Origin of the sequence: Psychrobacillus glaciei (assembly GCF_008973485.1) — a bacterium.
Lineage (GTDB): Bacteria > Bacillota > Bacilli > Bacillales_A > Planococcaceae > Psychrobacillus > Psychrobacillus glaciei.
This window is the reverse complement of sequence record NZ_CP031223.1, coordinates 947,335-966,128: the sequence shown is the minus strand read 5'-3', so window position 1 is coordinate 966,128 and position 18,794 is coordinate 947,335. Positions and strand designations below refer to the sequence as shown.

Sequence of the window (18,794 nt, the reverse complement as noted above, 5' to 3'; positions counted from 1 at the left end):
CATTTCCCCCCTTTCAATTATTCTTAAGTAAATCCAATAAAGCATTATTATAATGTTCAGAAAATTCTTTTTGTACGTATTCTTCGTTTCCAGATTTAAGTGCATCAATTAATTTTTGATGGTTTTCCACTACTTTCTTAGCTCTTACTGGTGCAATACTTGCAACTGTAAAAAACATAGCCCCAACCTGCGTATCTAATTGTTGATGCATATGAATAAGTCTATTATGCTTAGAAGCTCTAACGACCGTTTGATGAAATAAAATATCATATTGCGCTTGTGATTCTAAGTCATTTTCTATAAAGGATTTTTCAAAGCCTTCCATTAGCTCTTGTAATCTATCAAAGTCTTGTACCTGAATGTTTTTTAGTGCCAATTGGGCAGCTTTACCTTCCAACAATCCTCTTAATGTATAAATCTCATACGCATCTTCGTTTGAAAGGGTCGTAATATAAGTGCCTTTATTTAATTCATATTTAATAAGTCCTTCATTTTGCAATAATCTTAGCGCTTCTCGAATTGGTCCTCTCGATATTTGGAGCTTTTCCGCTAATTGTGCTTGATTAATTCTTTCTCCTGGTTTTAAAGTTCCGTTTAAAATCATTTTTCTAATTAACGTTACGACATGATCCGATAAGTTTTGATTATCAAACATTTTTATATCACACCTAATTTATATTTGTCCTGAAGCTCTTGAAGATTCTTTTCGGACATTTTTCTTGTTCCATTTTCGATTTCTTTTATTTGCTTTATTAATTCCGTCGTTAGAGGCATTGCCAACCCATGTTTTTTGGCAATATCAATAAGTGGTACAAGCTGCGCATCTATTTCCGTTTTTCTTTTCCGGATTGCTAAATCTCGCCATATACCACTTTTCGTTTTTTTGTTTGATGCCATGCTTTTCGCAAGTTTTTCTAATGCTTCCTTTAAAATGACATCATTTCTATTTTCTCTAGGAAAAATAAGTTCTGGTGTCCAACCATCAAAACCTAATGGGGTAATATTTTCTTTATGGGCTAGCTCGATAATTTCTGTACATAATTCTAGTAAAGTTTCCCTATATTGTTCATTTCTAACGACTGAAGCCATCGTTTCATCTACTAATGCAGTTGCGAATAGTAATCCAGCGTAGGACAATTTCCCCCACAAATATCCCCAAATATTATCTGTTATTTCTACTGGCCCCCATGCTTGTAATATTTCCTGAAGCTTGCTTAATCGTGGTGAAAAAGTTCCATCAAGCTCTCCTAAATAAAGAGAGGCGACTCCTCCGTATAAAATTTTCCCAGGTTCTAAGTAGTCTGCAGAAAAATTAACAAAACACCCCATTGTCCGTTCTTCTCCAACGAGATCTGCAATTTTCAGCTCATTCAATCCATTTTGAAGTGATACCACGATAGAATCTTTCTTTAATAAAGGAACTAATGGTTTAAGAGCTTCCTCTGTATGTTGAGCTTTCACACATAAAAACAAAATATCTATCTGACTATTTTCATGCAATAGTTCAGTAGGCGTGAAAGCTTTCGCATTTACTAGGAAGCTTCCCAATGGTCCGTCAATTTGCAATCCATTGTTATTTATTTGTTTTACATGATCTTCATTGATATCACAAAAAGTAGCTTCTCTACCTTCTTTAATTAGATAAGCTCCAATGACTCCACCAATTGCCCCAGCTCCAATAATCGTAATATTCATCGTTACCCTCCTAAAATAATTGCAAGCCTCCATCAGCAGAAATTGTTTGTCCGCTAATATAGCCCGCATATTCCGATGCAAAAAACAAAACTGGATATGCAATATCCTCTGCTTTGCCTAATCTTTTTAATGAAATTTTTTGTATTAATGCATTCTGTTCTATCTCACTCATGGCATCCCATTGCTTTTGTGTAGACGGGTTAGATAAGACAAAACCAGGTGCAACATTATTAACAGTAATTCCAAATTGACCAAGCTCTTGTGCCATCTGTCGAGTAAATCCAATTTGCGCTGCTTTGGCACTTGCATAAGCTTGTATGCCTGTTAAACTAGTGCTTCTTCCAGCCCCGCTTGAAATATTGATAATTCGACCACTTTTATTATTTTTCATATTGGAAGCTACTGCTTTAGTCATTAAAAATGTAGAGGTTAAATTTATATCAATAACTTTTACCCATTCATCTTTATGAATTTCTTCGATTGGTTTGTGTATCTGTCTTGCAACGCCACCCGCCGTGTTGACTAAAATATTAATAGTTTCATATTCTTTTATAACTTCAAACACAGCACTTTTTACTGCATCTTCATCGGTTAAATCCGCCGATAGTATGGTGAATTTATTTTTCAAATTATTATTTGCAATAAAAGTATCTATCTTTCTTTTATTTTCCTTTAATTTTTCCTCTAAAAGATCTAATGCTACTACATTGCAGCCGTGCTTGATAAAGGCTTCACAAATCGCATTTCCGATACCATTTGCTGCACCTGTCACAATTGCTAATTTATCCTCAAATAATGTTGACTGTAAACTGTTAACACTTTCAAACAACATACTTCACCACCAATTTTATAATTAAATACATTATATGCTTTGCTATAGGTCATATGTCAACAGAATATTTTAAAAATTCTATTTCTTTAGGTTTTGTGGGTAATTAATTTGAAAATCGGTATGCACTTTGAGTTAATTTCAAAAATAGCATTTAATTATTAAAACACGAACCATGATTAATTATTGAGCGGGATGAGTGAGACAGATGAGATAGCGCAAATGACTCGAATGTGTAGGTGATGATTCAATGCTCACCCTGCGGAATTCATCCACCGATAGCGGATTTCATGCTAATTTATGAAAAGTATATTATACGTATTTTTACATTTCACTTTGATACTGATCGTGTTTTATGTTCTAACTTTGAATTATGAATTTGACTCCTTTAGGTGAAAATCCTAATATTTACTTTTTTACCATAAGAATCCTCCCGGTGTTATTACGTCGCTCAAAAATAAAAATACCTCCCCATAGATTTCTCTATAGAAAGGTATGAGTCCATTATTATTTTTTTTGAATTCCAGTAAAGTATATATCTACAAGAACTTTTGCTAATTCGATAGGTCTACTTTTGTTCGTTAAAATCTCATTCAACGTTAATCTTTCAATGGATCCTACTAGACTCTCTGCTACTAAATTCATAGGATATAAGTCAGAATAATAACCTAATCTTTGCCCCGATTTTAAGTTTTCCGTAATTTGTTTCACCATACTATTTTTCAATTCTCTAGCCGAATCTGTCTCAACAAATCCTATCTTTGTCAACAATGGATTCTTTTCGAAAAAAGTAAAAATACTTTTTAAGTTAGAATTTATTTGAAGTTTCAACGAATGCTCTTCTAAGTTTTCCTCTAAAAAGCAAGCCGTTATTATATCTATTAACTGCATTTGAAAAGAACCCGTTATTCTTAGAAAAATAGCCTCCTTACTTTCAAAATACAAATAAAAAGTAGGCTGCGTTACCTTTGCTTTATTTACGATATCGCTAATCTTTGTAGAATGGAATCCATACTCGGCAAACTGCTCAATCGCTTTTTCTAATAGCAACTGCCTCGTCACTTCTCCATCTGAGTCCACTTTTCTTCCTCTTGGCATTTATCATCACCTCAGCTTAACCATCAATTTCACAGATAGCCCTATTATAAAATATGGGAAGAGTTATGTATATTCCTTCACAAAACCAATCATGTGTTTGTTACAAGTTTGTTACTGGTGCCTGGCACCCGTAACAATACCGCAACAATCTCCCTCCTATTTCCATTTATGACTCCCACAAAAAATGCTCCGGCACTCGTAAGTGCCAGAGCATTTTCATTTCACCCTATTAATCTTTTCTTTCATCATTTGGTGAAATATCGTCAAAAGGATACAAATCATCTGTCGATGGAATATTATAGCCTGTATCCAAAGCTTCGTCATCTCCTAGATTCGTATCCACCATTTCGTTCGTAGGCTTCACTTCATCCACATGAGGAGTATTGCCTCTCAAGCTTCGTTCCACATCTTTAGTTTTTTTGTAATCTTCCTTTACTGACTCTTTCATCTTCTCTTTTTGCTTCTCAAACTTTCCTTTTGTCACTTCTACTTCTTCCAAGCTTTTTTCCATCTTACTTAAGTACCGTGAGGCATGCTCTCTTCCACCAAGCCCAAATGCTAGTCCAAATGCCAGAGCCGCTCCGCCTAGTATTAAGATGAATGCGGAGTTAATAATGGATGCAGCAATTCCTAGTTGATCCAAAGCCATAAAGAATGCAAATGCTATAATTGCATATTTAGCTACATAACGTAAAAAATGAGGAGTCCCTGAAGCATGACTCATTAAGCTTCCGACTAATTTCTCTACCATATTCGCTAACCAAAAACCGACAGCTAAAATAATTATTGCTGCAATAACAGAAGGTAGGTATGCAAAAATAGCCGTTGCCAAAACAACCATAAATTCTAGCTCCAATAATTGAAGAGCTTCAACCACAAACAATAAAATAATGACAATTTGCACCACTGTACCTATTAATTTCGCAAAAGATGGAGCACTTCCTAAATTAGTGTTGAAGCCCATTTTCCCGAATATCGAGTCTACTCCCATTTTTTCAAGTAATGAAACAACGAGATGCTTCACCCATCTAGCAGCAACTATTCCCACTAGAACAAGCACAATTGCAACAGCAATTTTAGGCAACATCTCTAAAATATCACGTAACATTGCAATAGCCGGGCCCGAAATACCCTGTAAATCTAAAAGTTCAAGTGCGGTAATTGAAACTGGAATCATAATTAACACAAAAGCGATGATTCCCACAACTTTCGAAATACTAGTACCTTCAAAAAGTGTTGAAATTTTCAACCTTTCTGCTAATCGATCGGCTCCAGCAGATTCCAAAAATTTCTCTATTAAATTTCGAACAAGTTTAGCAACAAACCAACCAATTACAAAAACAAGTGCTGCGGAGATTAACTTTGGAACAAAGTTAAAGAAACTAACAATCATTCCTTCAAATGGTCCACTCAATCCATTAATTCCAAGTGCATTTAATACTGCAGGAATGAATAACAAAAAAATGAGATAATAAGCCACATTTGCAGCCGTATCCGTCCATTTAACTTGATTTACTGTTGTAGCATTAACACCAACTTTTCCTACATACTTATGTAATTTCAACTTGTTTCCAGACATAATAATTACTTTCTTCACTAATGTCGCTAAGATCCAAGCAAATAATAAAATTAATCCTGCTTTTAAAATATTTAAGAAAGCTGCAGTTAAACCAGAGTACATCGAAACAAAAGGTGTTGCCATCGTATTCAAGTTTAGAATATTAAAAAATAAAACAAACACAAGTAAGAGTACGATGATAAAAACTACTTTGCTAATAATTTTCTCGACTGTCCATTTAGACTTCGTATTTCCTAATCGTTCATTGACTTGGAATTTCCGCAACAATCTATGCGTCACATTCTCCAGAAATTTTGCAACAAAAAACCCAATTAATAAAACTAATAAAGCTAATAAAAATTCGGGTAAAAATGACAAAGTCTCTCTCCAGTAAAAATAGTCTAGCATCTAGTCATCTCCTTTTTATTCAAATACAAAATTGATTCTATTATTCAGTTACCCTTGTAAATTAGTGTTTAAACTTAGCTAACTACGATAAATAAATAGTAACTACAGAAAAAGGAGTGTTGAAGAAATGGGCAACATTTAAGGGAAAATAGAAGAAGACTTAAATAAGGTTAACCCCGAAAAGAAAGAGGAAATCTTATCAAACTTTTCTACCTTTAAATTATATTTAGGAAAAAAGGTAGCTAGAGGAAAAAAGCTTGGACTTAGTGAAGAGCAATTAGCCAAAACTGCTGAAATGGTAGCTAATTATTTGGCAAAAAATGAAGAACCCCGAAACAGAGAAGAAAACCTATTACTAGCATTATGGAAATCAGGAAACAAAGAGCAACAACATGCACTAGCACATATGTTAATAAATATGGTTAGTGAATAAACAAGCCCATTCATATAAAAATAAGAACCGCTCCCTCAGTAAAAGGAGCGGTTCTATTTTTGGAAGTTATCTTCCTATAAGATTCTTTTCTATACTATCAATCGCATATTTAACGCTACCAAATGTATGAAATGAAGTAAAATCTATGCCCGCCCGAACAATGACCATCGAAAGATTTGGACGAATACCAGTAAACATCACATGAATTCCAAGTAATTCAAGTACATTATGAATTGCAAAAATATGTTGCGCAATTTCTGTATCAATCATAAGTATTCCAGAAAAGTCTATTATTAAATGATCAATTTCCATATCTGGTATTGTGGGGATGACATAATCCAATAAATGCTGTACACGTTCATAATTTATATCCCCAACTAATGGTAGTATTGCAATTCCCTTTTGTATGGGAACAATAGGCGCAGATAATTTGTTAATTTCTTTCTGCCTTTCAATCATTAACTCATCTCTATAAGTCTCGTAAGCAATCATCGTTTCCGTCAGACTTATATCCATTAAATAACAAATTCGATTATTTATTTTAGCTACCTCTTCAGTCGAGAGTCCAAGTTGGATAGATATGTTCGTTATATATTCCAAATACATTAAACGATTCTTTGCATAAGGTTGAATTATTTTAGAAAACTGTGTAAAAACAGCTGCTTGCTGTTCCCCGTTTTTTTTACTCCATTTAATTAATTCCTCTGCAGCTGTATCATTTGTTTCATTGAAAGAATTTGCGAGAAGCTCCAAAAATTCTACATTATTTTTCAGAGATTGTTCAAGCATTTTATCCGTGACTTGATAATTGACATGAACAAGTGCCAAATCCATCATTTCCTGGACAATCTTCTCTGCATGTTCGACTAAATAATGCCCCACTTTAAGTATCCCATCCATTTTTCTACACTTCTCCTTAGATAGATTCCACTGCTTTCTCCATCTCTTTCTTAGTAATTTTCCAATGAGAGGCACTCCAAATTGCGTTCCCATTTGTTATTAAAAATACTTGAGGTGATTCATGTCGTATAGCTAAATCATTTCCAATTTCATTGGACACAGCTCGGCTTTCTATAACTTTCACTAAATAAGTTTTGATAGGTGAATCAAAAGAAGTGAACTCCCTATATGCATGCGCACTCACCGGACAAGTCGTACTATGCTTTAACAACAAAACTTGCTGTTTCTTCGACTCTTCCAAAATATCTTTCCATTGATTAACAGATGTAACTTCTTCATACCCCTTCATCTCAAACACCCCTCAAATTTTAATAAGTTAAATCTATATACCCATTATACCGTATTTATATCCATCTTTTAATTATTACAAATATATTACGGGTGCCTGGCACCCGTAATATATTTGTAATAAAAAACCTCACTAGCCAGGTGACTTAGGAGGGTTGAGCTCTTTTTTTTGCTTTTCTTTCGTCATTTTCTATTTTAGCAGAGACTACCCCAATCGCTATACCTAGAAGGGCACCTGCTCCTACTTCGACCGGTTGATGGCCAAGTAGTTCATCCAATTCCTCTTCACGCTTAACGTATTCAAAACTTGGAAATTTTCCGGACAATTTAGTTATCTTGTCTTCTATATCATTTACAAGATGAGCAATTTCACCTGTATGCCTTCTAATCCCTTGCGCATCGTACATTACGATTGCACCGAATACAACCGCAAGTGCCGTTTCTGTGTGGCCTGCTCCTCTATTTGCAGCTACATAAGAGGCAAGTGCCGCAACTCCTGCTGAATGCGAGCTAGGCATCCCACCTGTAGAGAGTGCTTGTTTTACATCCCATTTCCCGGTTAACTTTTTATGCGTTAGTATTTTTAAGCCTTGAGCGATCCCGATTGCAGATAAGGCGGTTACAACACCTCTGTTCATCCTCTTCATTTGCCATCCTCCAGTACACAAAAAATTATGTATTTTCTCCTATACGATGCCCTTTTGGAGGAATAATTAATCGAAAAAGTTGGAAAGAATTTAATTACTCTCTTTCAATAAAACCGGAGCAAAAATATAATCACCTCTTAAGACTGTATTTCCAATTTCAACTGGAACTCTCTCTGTAAAAATAGGACCATCCACAACGACCGTATGAAACTCCCCACTTTCCCCACATGAATCAATTCCTGCCGCTTCAAGCTCCTCTATCAACTCTCTTGTAAAACGTGCACCCACGTACTTTGCAGGCATCATCTTCGTATTCACGACAACTATCCATGCTTCAAATCCAACATCCAATAACTCTTCTACAATTGCACGTCGAGGCTTCTGCCACAGAGGATGAACTGAGACAATATCCGATTTTGCGCAAGTGGTCTTGACCCATTCCAAATGATCCTCTATATCAATATCCCCAAATACCCCATGCGAAATTCCTTTTGCTCGACATTCGTTCATTGCTTCTATAAATCGACTCTCATATGTATTCCAACTTGCCTCTTTTATTAATAATGGCACACCAAGACGCTCCGCTTGTGCTTTCACAACCTCTAATGGAAGTGCATGCGATTTTGAAACCTCTCCATCTTCTTCAAACATCGTCAACAACTTTTTGGGTACCATCCCCATTTTTAATGCACGATAATAAGCCATCGCAGAATCTTTTCCACCACTCCAGGAAGAAACGAAAGAATTATTTCTATCCAACTATTCCCCACTCCTTTTATCTTTTTGCTGTCCTTGAATAAACCCCTCACCGACAACGTATAATTTATTACTTATTTCAACATAATAACATAGTTGAAATATATCTATTGACAATGGAAAGAGGCACAAATCTATGCATACTAAACTTGTATTTAATTCTAATAAAACACTATTCAAAGCGGCTACGTTTCTATTAGTATTAGCCATTCTTGACACTTTCTTTACTGATTATGGCATCCGAAACGACCACATCACAGAAGCAAACCCACTTATGCATTTCGTATACGAAACAAGCATCCCTAGTTTTTATGCTTTAAAAATCTGTCTACCCTTACTCTTACTATTTCTTTTGACAAAACTGAAACCCAACAAGTACATACCAATATTACTCGCTTTCGCCATTATCCTATATACATTCGTCCTCTTCCAGCACCTCTTTTGGGTCACCCTACTAACCTAAATATGACAAAACTATTACGGGTGCCTGGCACCCGTAATAGTTTTGTCATAAACAAGCATTGGATGTATTTTTACGATTTTCGTTCTTCTTGCTCCCACCGTTTCAAGGAAGGAAAAGGATCGTAAGCCCACTCGATTCGTCCGTTAAATTTGTACATACCATAGTGTAAGTGAGGAGGAAACTTTCCAGCGGTACCTTCTTTTCCATATCCTGAACTACCAACATATCCAATAATAGCTCCCGGTTCCAAAATATCGCCTACTTTAATACCTTTTTGATAACTAGATAAGTGGGCAAAATAATGATAGGTGTTATGAATGTCCCGTATACCAATTCTCCAACCACCAAAGTCGTTCCAACCCATCGTTTCAACAATGCCATAAGCGGTTGACTTCACTGGGACACCATACGAGGCAAACAAATCTGTCCCTTCGTGTATCCTACGCCCTCCCCAGCCTCGACTGTCACCCCATGTGCTCTTATAACTATAATTATGGTGAATATCTAAAGGAAAAGCGTGCTTATCTAAATTGGTCGTTTCAAATTTCTTGTAGATTTTAGCAATTATGATAATCTGATCAACTGCTTGATCGCGCTGGTAGTACTCCTTTAATGCCTTTTTGAAATCTTTTTCAGAGGAGCCAAATTCACTTAAATACGCAGACATCGTCAACATGACATCATCATCATTATTGCGATTAGCAAATCCATCTTTATTTCCATCAGCTCCATTTCCTTCAAAAAAGGTGATGGAAATTAAGTTAGTATCGTCTTTTATAGGATTGAGTAAACCCGTCCAATAATCATCTGAAAATTGGATGGCAACCGCACCCTCCCTCGTTGGAATGTCATTTCGAACTTGTTGAATATTACGTTCATATTGGTCGATTGCAGCCAGGTAATACCAAGGGAGTGTGATACTTGAGTATTTTATATAATAATCCATTCGCTTTTCTAAAACCTGTTCTCTCGAAGGTTCCTCCGCGGCGGAAGCATTGGAGCAAACAAGAAAGAAAAATGCACTTATGGAGCAGATGAGTGTAATCAAACGCCGCATTCAAAATGCCTCCTTTTTTCATACTTAAAATAGCTTTCCCATTTAAATTTGTTTCATGAATAAAAAACTATCATATTCATTTGATTATTTTTTTACAGAAAATAGCTATCCGAGACCAACTAAGTACAAAACGAGACAAAAAAAAAAAACGACTGCTACTAAACAGTCGTTTTTACTGAAAAACACTAAATTTTAATTATTTTGAGCAAGCATCTATAAATGCCTTGAAAATAGCGACAGATATCGAATCATTTTTTAAAACTAAATATTCAGGATGCCATTGCAAACCCATAACAAACCGATGATTCTTACTCTCAATTGCCTCCACTATTCCATCACTGGATACAGCACTCACTGCAAAGCCAGTTGGTACTCCTCGATTAGCCTGATGATGATAGCTATTTACCTTGAACTGTTCCGTTTGCGCAATCCCATGTAAAAGAGAACCCTTCATTACTTGCACAAAATGGGAACCATGCCAACGCGGAGCATGTTGGTTATGTTGCAAAAGCGTAGACTCAATTTGCGAATTAATATCTTGATACATATCTCCGCCAACCGCAGTATTAAGAATTTGAGCTCCCCGACATAATCCTAAAATTGGTTTATTCAGCTCCAACATCTTTTGAATCATCGCAATCTCAAACGCATCTCGTTCAGGGGTAATATCCCCTAGACCTTGCAACGGCTCTTCTCCAAATAAAGTAGGATCAATATCCCCACCACCCGTTAAAAGTAATCCATCAATCATCTCAGCAATTGTATCAATTCCAGCATACACCATATTAGGAAGCACAAGCGGAACGCCACCAAACTTCCCAATTGCATGCATATTCTCCGTTGGAACCGTCAGAACATCCTCTTTCAAACTCGAAGAAACACCAATAATCGGTAGCAAACAAATCCCCCTATCCCACCTCAATTATTACAGTTATATTTCAAACATGTTACAGGTGCCAGGCACCTGTAACATTCCTGGCACCCGTAACATTTAGACGTTTCGTTCTTTCCATAATTCCATTGGGTTTGGCATATTTTCTTCAATCTCCATATGGCACATGTCAAATTTGCGCGCGTCTGCTGTTTTTTGCAATTCGTCGTAAATCACGGCAGACTTTCCAAGACCTACAGCTTTAGCATCATCCAAAGTTGCGCAATAATATGCTTTTTCAATTCCGGCAAACATCATTGCACTGTAACACATTGCACAAGGTGCACCGCTCGCATACATCGTAAATCCAGATAAATCATTCGTTTGAAACTGTTCCTGCGCTCGGCGTATCGCAAGCAATTCGGCGTGACCACTTATATCATGCTTAATATGCAACTCGTTCACGCCCTCCGAAACCACTTCACCATCTTTCACAAGCACGGCTCCAAATGGCTGTCCTCCATTTTGCACATTTTCAAACGCCAATTCAACCGCTCTTTTCATAAACTTATCCAAAATCAAATTCCCCCTCTTTGAAAATAGTTTAGCATATTGGAGTAAATGATCGTTATCTAATAAAATGAGTAGACCATTATTAAAATATGGACTACCAAGAATAATTAGACCGTATTAACCCTAAACCTGTTACTTCCAACAAAGGAAAAACGGTAACTACCACTTGTCTTGGTGCAAAAATTTTATCCATAAAGTAGCAGTTCGAGACCTTCGGATAAACCCGCAACCAATTTCCTTGAACCCGAGACTAAATCAACCAGAACAGCAACCATTTCTACTAAACCCAAGACCAAATGCTAAAACCTATTCCAGTAGCAATCAAAAAAGCTAAGATCCTCCTGGATTCTGTATAATCCAAGTGGTTCTTAGCTATCTACTCTTACTTATTCTGCATTGCGCATTTCATCTAATACACGGTTGACACGTTTTTCTAACATTTTCATACCGCTTCCGCCTGCTTGAAAATGGCGAAGTTGACCGTCTTTGTCGAAAACGTAATAAGCCGGGACATATTGATTTTCGAATACATCCGTTAGCTTCAATTCGCTATCAACAAAAATTGGCTGTGTAATATCATGTTCTGCTGCAACCTTTTTAATTTCCTCAAGATCTACGTCTTTTTCGGAACGTGGCATATGCACAGCGACGACATTTAATTCGTCTTTATATTGATCACGGAAATCATTCACATTGGGCATCGCTTCTTTACAAAGTCCACAACTGATTGACCAAAAGTGAATCAGCGTTGGCTTTTCACCCACTAATTCACTAGTTGTAACTTCACCATTCAACCATGCTGTAGAACCAGTCAATTCTGGCATTGGTGTACGTAATTTCATTTGAAAATCCTCCTTTTCTCTATGTAAAAAGTTCCCCATGAGCTAGTTAATCCATGGAGAACTATTTTAAATTCACTTAGATGCTCTTGTAAATTAAAGCGTTTTTTGACCTGGGCGCCAGTTTGCTGGACAAAGACCACCAGTTTGAAGCGCTTGAAGTACGCGAAGTGTTTCATCAACATCACGACCGATGTTATTGTGGAATACTGTTTGGTATTGCATTTCACCTTCAGGATTGATGATGAATAGACCGCGAAGTGCAATTCCTTCTTCCTCGATTAACACACCATATTCGCGTGCAACTGCATGATTTGTATCTGCAGCTAATGGATATTTTAATTCACCCAAACCATTGTCTTGACGAGCTGTGTTAATCCAAGCTAAATGCGTATGAATCGTATCTGTAGATACCCCAATAACTTCCGCATCTAAATCTTGAAATTCATCATAACGATCAGACATTGCTGTGATTTCAGTTGGACAAACAAATGTAAAATCCATTGGATAAAAGAATAATACTGTCCATTTATCTTCTTTCATAATTTCTTCTAAATTTACTTTACCAAAAGACTTGTCCGCTAATACTGCGTCCATTGTAAATCGTGGTGCTTGTTTTCCTACCATACGTTCTGCCATGTATAAACCCTCCAAGGTGATAATTAATATTATTTACTCACAATTTAAAGGATAGCAAAATCTCCCTTACAAATCAATTTATCCTCCTCGAATTTTGTCGGATAAAGCGATTATTTGTCAGTATGTTGACTTGCTAAGCAGTAGAAAAACATGACATTAGATGCACATACGTTTGTAAAAGAAAATGCTTCTATCGCAAAATCTAATTTGCTCCAGCTTTCAATAAAATCTTTTCTATCTCCTTAAAACCTCTTTTCCTTGCATGTTGTAAAGGAGTGACTTTAGCTTGATCAGGAAGATTTACATCTGCTCCGTGGTTTATTAACAACTGTAAAATTTGTTGTTGCTTTTCGTTCCCATCATTCAAGATAATTGCTTCCAATAAAGCAGTCCACCCTAGATTATTCACATGATTCACATTAATTGTAGTATTTGTAAGGAGTTCATTAACCACCTCAACATAACCGTGTTCCGAAGCGGGAATCAACGCAACCCCTCCGTAGCGATTCGTAATTGTTGGGTCTGCTCCTGCTGCGATTGTTAGCTGTAAAATCTCCAAGTAACCTTCCGCACCTGCATAAAGAAATGGACTATTTTTCATTTGATCTCTAACATTCACATCCGCACCAGCGTCAATTAGTACCTTTGCAATTTCAACATCGTTCGCATAAGTAGCGATCATCAAAGCAGTTCTTCCTTGTGTATCCTGCCCATCGATTGGAACCCCTTCCTTAATTAACTGCCGTAAAATATGTATATCCCTTTGTTGCACCCCTATTAATAATTGCTCATTCATCAGCTCGTATTCCTTTCTATTAGTAATAAGTCCTATTTTCTCATCACCTTCACATCCTTGAAGAAAGAGAAAACACTCGATTACTATCCATATTTTTTTAAACATTAATAAAAAACACCTTTTTAAGAAATGCTAATTTCATTAAAAATATCATACCTCCCTTTATTTATAGAAACAACAGAAGAGCTTTTTGCGAATAAAATAAGACATACTCCTTCAACAGAAAATAACGGCTGAAGTTACAATTTCAGCCTCACATCCTTCTATATCGAATAATGCCTCCTATAAATTCATACACTAGTAAATCGGCATAAAATTGGGAGGGATTATGATGGGGTATTACGTAAAAGTAGAAAAAGGTGTGAATATTTATGTCGAGGATATTAACCCAGCCTCCACTAAAACGATATTATTCGTACACGGATGGCCGGCGAACCATCAGATGTTCGAGTACCAGTTCAACCATCTCCCTGCAATGGGCTATCGCTGCATCGGGATTGATATTCGAGGGTTTGGGAAATCGAATCGACCTTGGGATGGATATTCATATGACCGGTTGGCTGATGATATCCGCATCATTATTGATACATTAGGATTGGAGAATATTACACTTGCAGGACATTCCATGGGTGGAGCCATTTCGATCCGATACATGGCCCGTCACAGCGGACATCAAGTTGCTAAACTTGCACTGATCGGGGCAGCAGCACCTATTTTCACACAACGACCGGATTTCCCATATGGAAAAACAATCGAAGAAGTCAATAATCTTATAGAATCAACCTACGCAGATCGACCTAAAATGCTAAGTGATTTTGGAGATATCTTCTTTGCTCGATATTTAACAAAGAGCTTTATAGAATGGTTCCATGGTCTCGGATTAATCGCATCTGGTAACGCAACTGCGAAATGTTTAGTCTCCCTTCGCGACGAGGATCTCCGAAATGATTTACCACACATTCAAGTACCGACAGCAATAATGCATGGAAAACAAGATAAAGTATGCCCCTTCGTTTTAGGCGAATTAATGCATCAAAGTATACAAAACTCCATTTTGATACCTTTTGAATACAGCGGCCACGGATTATTCTATTGTGAAAAAGACAAGTTCAACCAAGAACTTGCGAGGTTTATTGGATGAAAATTATTACAGCAGTGTTACTGGTGCCAGGCACCCGTAAGAAACTTGTAACATAATAATAGCCGCCCATCGTACATCGATAGGGCGGCTATTTCTATATTTAATATGTTATCTTATCTTCTTTAAAGTATCTTCAATTAATAAGGGCATATATTCATTCAAATCCCTAAATTTATAACCTAAACTTTTTGCCCGCTCATTACTAATAAGCCAGGTCTTGGCAATATTATATGGAGAAACATTATTATCACTCGGTGCCGAAGAGATAATTGCAGTAGCTTTCGTTTTGTCTTCAATGATGCTAATCAACTCACTTAATTTCACCTTGCCTTCAGAAGTAGCATTTACAGGTCCTGTGAAATCTGAAAGACCAATCCACGCGAGAAACTGCCCCGCTTCTTCCTCTGAAATGAAATCCATACAAGCATCCGGGTTTATAAGATGTATTTCCCCTTGACTTGCTATTTTCTCAATATAGAAATTAAGTCGCTCTGTATAATCATTCAAACCTATTACGATTGGGAATCTTACAGCCACAACTGGAAATGGAGCGTTTTGAAAAAATACAGCTTCTGCAAGCCGTTTTCCTTCATTGTATGAGAAGTCCTCTTTTGGTCCTTGAATAATTTTATACTCTTTTGGAATAAAATCATCTTCCACATATCCTACTTCTCCATTTCCTTCATCGTACACGGACTTAGAAGAAGTAAAAACATATTTATCCGTCTTATCCTTAAACACTTCAATTGCATCCATTGCTTCCTGGGAAGAATAACAAATTTGGTCAAAAATAATATCCCATTTTTCATTTTCAAAACGTTCCTTATTGTCTACCAAATTCAATCGATCGCATGCAATTCTTTTCACTCTTGTTGAAAACGGATCCACAGTTTTTCCTCGTGTTGCAATCGTTACTTCAAATCCTTTTTCCAATAAAGCTTCCACTAGATGAACACCAAAAAATTTAGTTCCCCCTAAAACTAACGCTTTTCTCATTTTTTCATCCCCCTTTTCCTAATCATAAAAGATACCAACATAATTTGCTAATTTTTGTTATTGGATTGTTACGGGTGCCAGGCACCCGTAACAATCCCAAACACCCATCTTATACTTGTAACAAACTTGTAATTCTGCAATAAAAAACACTCCTAATCATAATTAATATGACTAGGAGCGATTTGCTAATCATGAACACCGTAATTATTTTTTGATGAGTACTACGTTTGAATCTTGTACGATATATTGTTGATCACTAATTTGGTACATAGCCGGAACATAGCGATACACTCTGTATTGTTCACCTTTTTTCAAGACTCTTGGTAGTTTCGTTGTTTTATCAATTGATTGCCAAATGACAGTTTCTTTTAAGATAGTAACTTTACCGATTTGACCTGGATTTAGCTCTTGGCCTTTCCAAATTTGTTTTGGACGTTTGTTCGCCGGTAATTGATTTTTAGCAATCATTTCTTTGGATGGTGTTTCGTAAGAAATGACTGCTGTTCTTTCTAGCCAGATGTCTCCACCAAGTCCAAGCATAGGAGAAATCGCTTGTTTGACAGGTAAATTTGGTCCTTTTACAGCTTCTCCTACTTTTTTCAAGCGGTTATTTTCCAGCACATACACAGGAGTTGTTTTGTTCACTTGAAGACAGCTCGTTTTAGCAATCTCTCCACATGAATTTTGTGCAAAATACTTCGCTGCACCCTCCATGTACAAGACTGTGAATGTAGAGAATTTGGTAACGTTAAATTGTATACCTTGTGTATTTTTACTAAACTCTACTAACTTTCCTTGTACAACTTCTTTTGTTCCATCGCTATGTTCGATGAAAATAGCTAAGTTATCCATTTGTTCTTTTGTTGCATTTGTTGGAAGAGGTAATGTTAAGTCGACCGAACGATTTTGCATATTTGTTTCGATTTCCAACGGTCGTCCTAATACGTTTACTTTTTTATTGCCAACTACTTGTTGAACCATTGTTTCTTTTTTCGCTCGTTCCTCTACTTCAATTTTCTTGACTTCTTCTTTTATCGGAACAACACGGAAATAAAGATCATCTCCAAAGTTTTGCATGGAAGTTTGCGGAATATATATGTGCGCATTTTCTGTATATATTTCTAAATTCGCTTTGCCATTTGCTAAAGTACTTACCGATTCGTTTGGAACGGTTATACTAACTTCATTTACCTTGTCTTCTTTATCAGGAATTACGATTCTTGCGGTATCTTGTTTTTGTTCTTTTAACTTTTCTATTGTTTCTTTTACTTTATCCAGTGTAAAAGTTACTTCATCTTTTATCTTTCCATCTAGTTCTGTAATACGCTTTACTGGCGTTTTTGTGATGGATGTCCCACTTTCTACATCTACATTGATTTCTTCTACTTTTGGTTGTGCGGGTGTTGGTGTTGAACTACTATTTTCACTGTTTCCCGTATTACTAGGTGGTGGATTATTTGTAAAACTTAAGCTCACCGATAACCCATACCCACTTTCTCCCTGAGGTATAATTCTAATCAAAATCGCGATCGTCCCCGGGAAAGTTGGTTCATTACTTAAATTGTAAGGTATCCAAGTGTACCCATTATCTATCGAGTATTCCATCGTATTGTCTGCACCTATAATTTTGTTGTTTACATCATCAGCACTTACAATTGGTGCGGGTGGATTATCAGAAAAAAGTAAAATTGTTATATCTCCGGCCGGTACACTTGTATTTGCATTAGCTGAAACTCTGACTTGCACCGAATGAAATCCACTTAGGTCTGGTGGGCTAGCTGGGTTATATTGAATCCAATTACCACTTACTTTATATTCCATCATTTCATCAATGCCGATGATAATGTCATTTATATCATCCGCCGTTACATTTGGTGCAGGTGGTTTCGAAAGAGACTCGTTTATTACCGTTACCACACTTGTAGCTATAGACCCACCATCAACAGTGGTTGCCGTAATTGTTGCAATACCCATGCTTACCGGCGTTACAACCCCATTCGCCACTGTTGCCACGCTTGGGTTACTAGAAATCCACGTCACGTTTTTATTCGTAGCTTCTTCTGGTGCAACAGTTGCAATCAATATTCCTGTTACGCCTCCTACTGTAAGAGATAACGTTCCATTATCTAAACTCACACCTGTAACAGCGGTAGTATTACTTGGCGTGATTGTTACAGTTATAGTAGCCTCACTGCGTGCAACAGAGTGACTTTTAGGATCGAGATTATTGTCTCTTGGATCAACACCGTCATATCCGCTGTACACTGCTTTTATCGAATGTGTACCTACTGATAATTTATTAGTTGAAAAATTTGCTGTAGGATTCGGTCCAAGATATTGTTTCCCTAAACTTTCCTCTTCCTCACCCTCAAAGAATTCGACATTCCCTCCGAAAACTAGGGGTTTAATAAGCATACATCCATTTGGTGGAGTTGGTAAACACTGATAAAAGGATGCCGCCCCACTAACACTTGCACTAAAATTTATCATTTCCCCTTCTACTGCTTCCGTTTTGTCCGCAGTTAGTGTTGTTGTAGAAGTCTCCGCCGAAATTGCATATCCCTTCCCTACCAATCCAAAAGGTAAAATGTTTAAAATTAACAATACCGCTAAAAATAAAGATATCACTCTCGTCCATTTTATATTTTTCATTCGTCTCTCTCCTCAAAAAATTATTATTCGTCCTTAAATGATTATATAGAAATGTTCCTTCACATTTTAGTGACGAAAAGTCATATTCTGTCGAA

At 36.6% G+C, this 18,794-nt stretch carries 20 protein-coding genes; 3 read left to right on the top strand and 17 right to left on the bottom strand.

The window, feature by feature from the left end; all coding sequences use genetic code 11:
• Positions 1-13: 13 nt before the first annotated feature.
• From PB01_RS04340 to PB01_RS04320, 5 genes are all read right to left on the bottom strand, one after another.
• Positions 14-655, bottom strand: coding sequence for a GntR family transcriptional regulator (locus PB01_RS04340; RefSeq protein WP_151699054.1), 642 nt, complete (start codon positions 653-655; stop codon positions 14-16).
• Positions 656-657: 2 nt separating this feature from the next.
• Positions 658-1,695 carry a ketopantoate reductase family protein gene (locus tag PB01_RS04335; RefSeq protein WP_151699053.1) on the bottom strand — a complete coding sequence of 346 codons (1,038 nt, stop codon included), beginning with the start codon at positions 1,693-1,695 and terminating at the stop codon, positions 658-660.
• A gap of 10 nt (positions 1,696-1,705) precedes the next feature.
• On the bottom strand, positions 1,706-2,527 hold the full coding sequence (locus tag PB01_RS04330) for an SDR family NAD(P)-dependent oxidoreductase (protein ID WP_151699052.1): 822 nt from the start codon (positions 2,525-2,527) through the stop codon (positions 1,706-1,708).
• Positions 2,528-3,031: 504 nt separating this feature from the next.
• Positions 3,032-3,622, bottom strand: a complete 591-nt coding sequence (locus PB01_RS04325; RefSeq protein ID WP_151699051.1) for a TetR/AcrR family transcriptional regulator — start codon at positions 3,620-3,622, stop codon at positions 3,032-3,034.
• Between the two features lie 229 nt (positions 3,623-3,851).
• Entirely contained in the window at positions 3,852-5,588 is a 1,737-nt protein-coding gene (locus PB01_RS04320; RefSeq protein WP_151699050.1) for a mechanosensitive ion channel, read from the bottom strand.
• A gap of 148 nt (positions 5,589-5,736) precedes the next feature.
• Here PB01_RS04320 and PB01_RS04315 point away from each other — a divergent pair, with 148 nt between their 5' ends.
• Positions 5,737-6,021 (top strand): DUF3243 domain-containing protein, encoded by a 285-nt coding sequence (locus PB01_RS04315; protein ID WP_151699049.1) that lies wholly within the window; start codon positions 5,737-5,739, stop codon positions 6,019-6,021.
• Between the two features lie 66 nt (positions 6,022-6,087).
• Here the strand turns inward: PB01_RS04315 and PB01_RS04310 are convergent, their stop codons facing one another.
• The 4 genes from PB01_RS04310 to PB01_RS04295 all read right to left on the bottom strand — a co-directional run bounded on the left by PB01_RS04310 (position 6,088) and on the right by PB01_RS04295 (position 8,675).
• Complete coding sequence (locus tag PB01_RS04310) at positions 6,088-6,921, bottom strand: STAS domain-containing protein (protein ID WP_192797470.1); 834 nt, start codon at positions 6,919-6,921, stop codon at positions 6,088-6,090.
• A gap of 16 nt (positions 6,922-6,937) precedes the next feature.
• Positions 6,938-7,270 (bottom strand): bacillithiol system redox-active protein YtxJ, encoded by a 333-nt coding sequence (gene ytxJ, locus PB01_RS04305; protein ID WP_151699047.1) that lies wholly within the window; start codon positions 7,268-7,270, stop codon positions 6,938-6,940.
• A 145-nt stretch (positions 7,271-7,415) separates the two neighbouring features.
• On the bottom strand, positions 7,416-7,916 hold the full coding sequence (locus tag PB01_RS04300; RefSeq protein ID WP_151699046.1) for a divergent PAP2 family protein: 501 nt from the start codon (positions 7,914-7,916) through the stop codon (positions 7,416-7,418).
• Between the two features lie 90 nt (positions 7,917-8,006).
• Positions 8,007-8,675: a Dph6-related ATP pyrophosphatase gene (locus PB01_RS04295; protein ID WP_225986165.1), complete on the bottom strand. Its 669-nt coding sequence runs from the start codon at positions 8,673-8,675 to the stop codon at positions 8,007-8,009.
• Positions 8,676-8,808: 133 nt separating this feature from the next.
• Here PB01_RS04295 and PB01_RS21870 point away from each other — a divergent pair, with 133 nt between their 5' ends.
• The gene (locus PB01_RS21870; protein ID WP_225986164.1) at positions 8,809-9,135 is read left to right on the top strand and encodes a DUF5658 family protein; all 327 of its coding nucleotides are present in this window, start codon (positions 8,809-8,811) and stop codon (positions 9,133-9,135) included.
• Positions 9,136-9,205: 70 nt separating this feature from the next.
• Here PB01_RS21870 and PB01_RS04290 read toward each other — a convergent pair whose 3' ends face one another.
• From PB01_RS04290 to PB01_RS04265, 6 genes are all read right to left on the bottom strand, one after another.
• The gene (locus PB01_RS04290; protein ID WP_151699045.1) at positions 9,206-10,192 is read right to left on the bottom strand and encodes a M23 family metallopeptidase; all 987 of its coding nucleotides are present in this window, start codon (positions 10,190-10,192) and stop codon (positions 9,206-9,208) included.
• A 196-nt stretch (positions 10,193-10,388) separates the two neighbouring features.
• Entirely contained in the window at positions 10,389-11,090 is a 702-nt protein-coding gene (locus PB01_RS04285) for a gamma-glutamyl-gamma-aminobutyrate hydrolase family protein (protein ID WP_151699044.1), read from the bottom strand.
• Positions 11,091-11,183: 93 nt separating this feature from the next.
• On the bottom strand, positions 11,184-11,639 hold the full coding sequence (locus PB01_RS04280; protein ID WP_151699043.1) for a nucleoside deaminase: 456 nt from the start codon (positions 11,637-11,639) through the stop codon (positions 11,184-11,186).
• Between the two features lie 383 nt (positions 11,640-12,022).
• On the bottom strand, positions 12,023-12,478 hold the full coding sequence (locus tag PB01_RS04275) for a TlpA family protein disulfide reductase (protein WP_151699042.1): 456 nt from the start codon (positions 12,476-12,478) through the stop codon (positions 12,023-12,025).
• A 93-nt stretch (positions 12,479-12,571) separates the two neighbouring features.
• A complete protein-coding gene (locus PB01_RS04270) occupies positions 12,572-13,114 on the bottom strand; it encodes a peroxiredoxin (protein ID WP_151699041.1) in 543 nt (180 codons plus the stop codon).
• 202 nt (positions 13,115-13,316) lie between these two features.
• Positions 13,317-14,015 (bottom strand): ankyrin repeat domain-containing protein, encoded by a 699-nt coding sequence (locus PB01_RS04265; protein ID WP_151699040.1) that lies wholly within the window; start codon positions 14,013-14,015, stop codon positions 13,317-13,319.
• A 226-nt stretch (positions 14,016-14,241) separates the two neighbouring features.
• Between PB01_RS04265 and PB01_RS04260 the strand changes: the two genes are divergently transcribed.
• Positions 14,242-15,051 carry an alpha/beta fold hydrolase gene (locus PB01_RS04260; RefSeq protein WP_151699039.1) on the top strand — a complete coding sequence of 270 codons (810 nt, stop codon included), beginning with the start codon at positions 14,242-14,244 and terminating at the stop codon, positions 15,049-15,051.
• Between the two features lie 108 nt (positions 15,052-15,159).
• Here PB01_RS04260 and PB01_RS04255 read toward each other — a convergent pair whose 3' ends face one another.
• Positions 15,160-16,047, bottom strand: a complete 888-nt coding sequence (locus PB01_RS04255; RefSeq protein ID WP_151699038.1) for an NAD-dependent epimerase/dehydratase family protein — start codon at positions 16,045-16,047, stop codon at positions 15,160-15,162.
• A gap of 204 nt (positions 16,048-16,251) precedes the next feature.
• The gene (locus tag PB01_RS04250) at positions 16,252-18,699 is read right to left on the bottom strand and encodes a DUF4073 domain-containing protein (protein ID WP_151699037.1); all 2,448 of its coding nucleotides are present in this window, start codon (positions 18,697-18,699) and stop codon (positions 16,252-16,254) included.
• Positions 18,700-18,794 lie beyond the last annotated feature (95 nt).

Coding starts and splice junctions, on each gene's coding strand:
- PB01_RS04310 (WP_192797470.1), bottom strand. CDS start 6,921: ATGGATGGGATACTTAAAGTGGGGCATTATTTAGTCGAACATGCAGAG.
- PB01_RS04290 (WP_151699045.1), bottom strand. CDS start 10,192: ATGCGGCGTTTGATTACACTCATCTGCTCCATAAGTGCATTTTTCTTT.
- PB01_RS04300 (WP_151699046.1), bottom strand. CDS start 7,916: ATGAAGAGGATGAACAGAGGTGTTGTAACCGCCTTATCTGCAATCGGG.
- PB01_RS04260 (WP_151699039.1), top strand. CDS start 14,242: ATGGGGTATTACGTAAAAGTAGAAAAAGGTGTGAATATTTATGTCGAG.
- PB01_RS04325 (WP_151699051.1), bottom strand. CDS start 3,622: ATGCCAAGAGGAAGAAAAGTGGACTCAGATGGAGAAGTGACGAGGCAG.
- PB01_RS04340 (WP_151699054.1), bottom strand. CDS start 655: ATGTTTGATAATCAAAACTTATCGGATCATGTCGTAACGTTAATTAGA.
- PB01_RS04270 (WP_151699041.1), bottom strand. CDS start 13,114: ATGGCAGAACGTATGGTAGGAAAACAAGCACCACGATTTACAATGGAC.
- PB01_RS04335 (WP_151699053.1), bottom strand. CDS start 1,695: ATGAATATTACGATTATTGGAGCTGGGGCAATTGGTGGAGTCATTGGA.
- PB01_RS04265 (WP_151699040.1), bottom strand. CDS start 14,015: ATGTTTAAAAAAATATGGATAGTAATCGAGTGTTTTCTCTTTCTTCAA.
- PB01_RS04320 (WP_151699050.1), bottom strand. CDS start 5,588: ATGCTAGACTATTTTTACTGGAGAGAGACTTTGTCATTTTTACCCGAA.
- PB01_RS04255 (WP_151699038.1), bottom strand. CDS start 16,047: ATGAGAAAAGCGTTAGTTTTAGGGGGAACTAAATTTTTTGGTGTTCAT.
- PB01_RS04275 (WP_151699042.1), bottom strand. CDS start 12,478: ATGAAATTACGTACACCAATGCCAGAATTGACTGGTTCTACAGCATGG.
- ytxJ (WP_151699047.1), bottom strand. CDS start 7,270: ATGAAGGGGTATGAAGAAGTTACATCTGTTAATCAATGGAAAGATATT.
- PB01_RS04330 (WP_151699052.1), bottom strand. CDS start 2,527: ATGTTGTTTGAAAGTGTTAACAGTTTACAGTCAACATTATTTGAGGAT.
- PB01_RS04250 (WP_151699037.1), bottom strand. CDS start 18,699: ATGAAAAATATAAAATGGACGAGAGTGATATCTTTATTTTTAGCGGTA.
- PB01_RS21870 (WP_225986164.1), top strand. CDS start 8,809: ATGCATACTAAACTTGTATTTAATTCTAATAAAACACTATTCAAAGCG.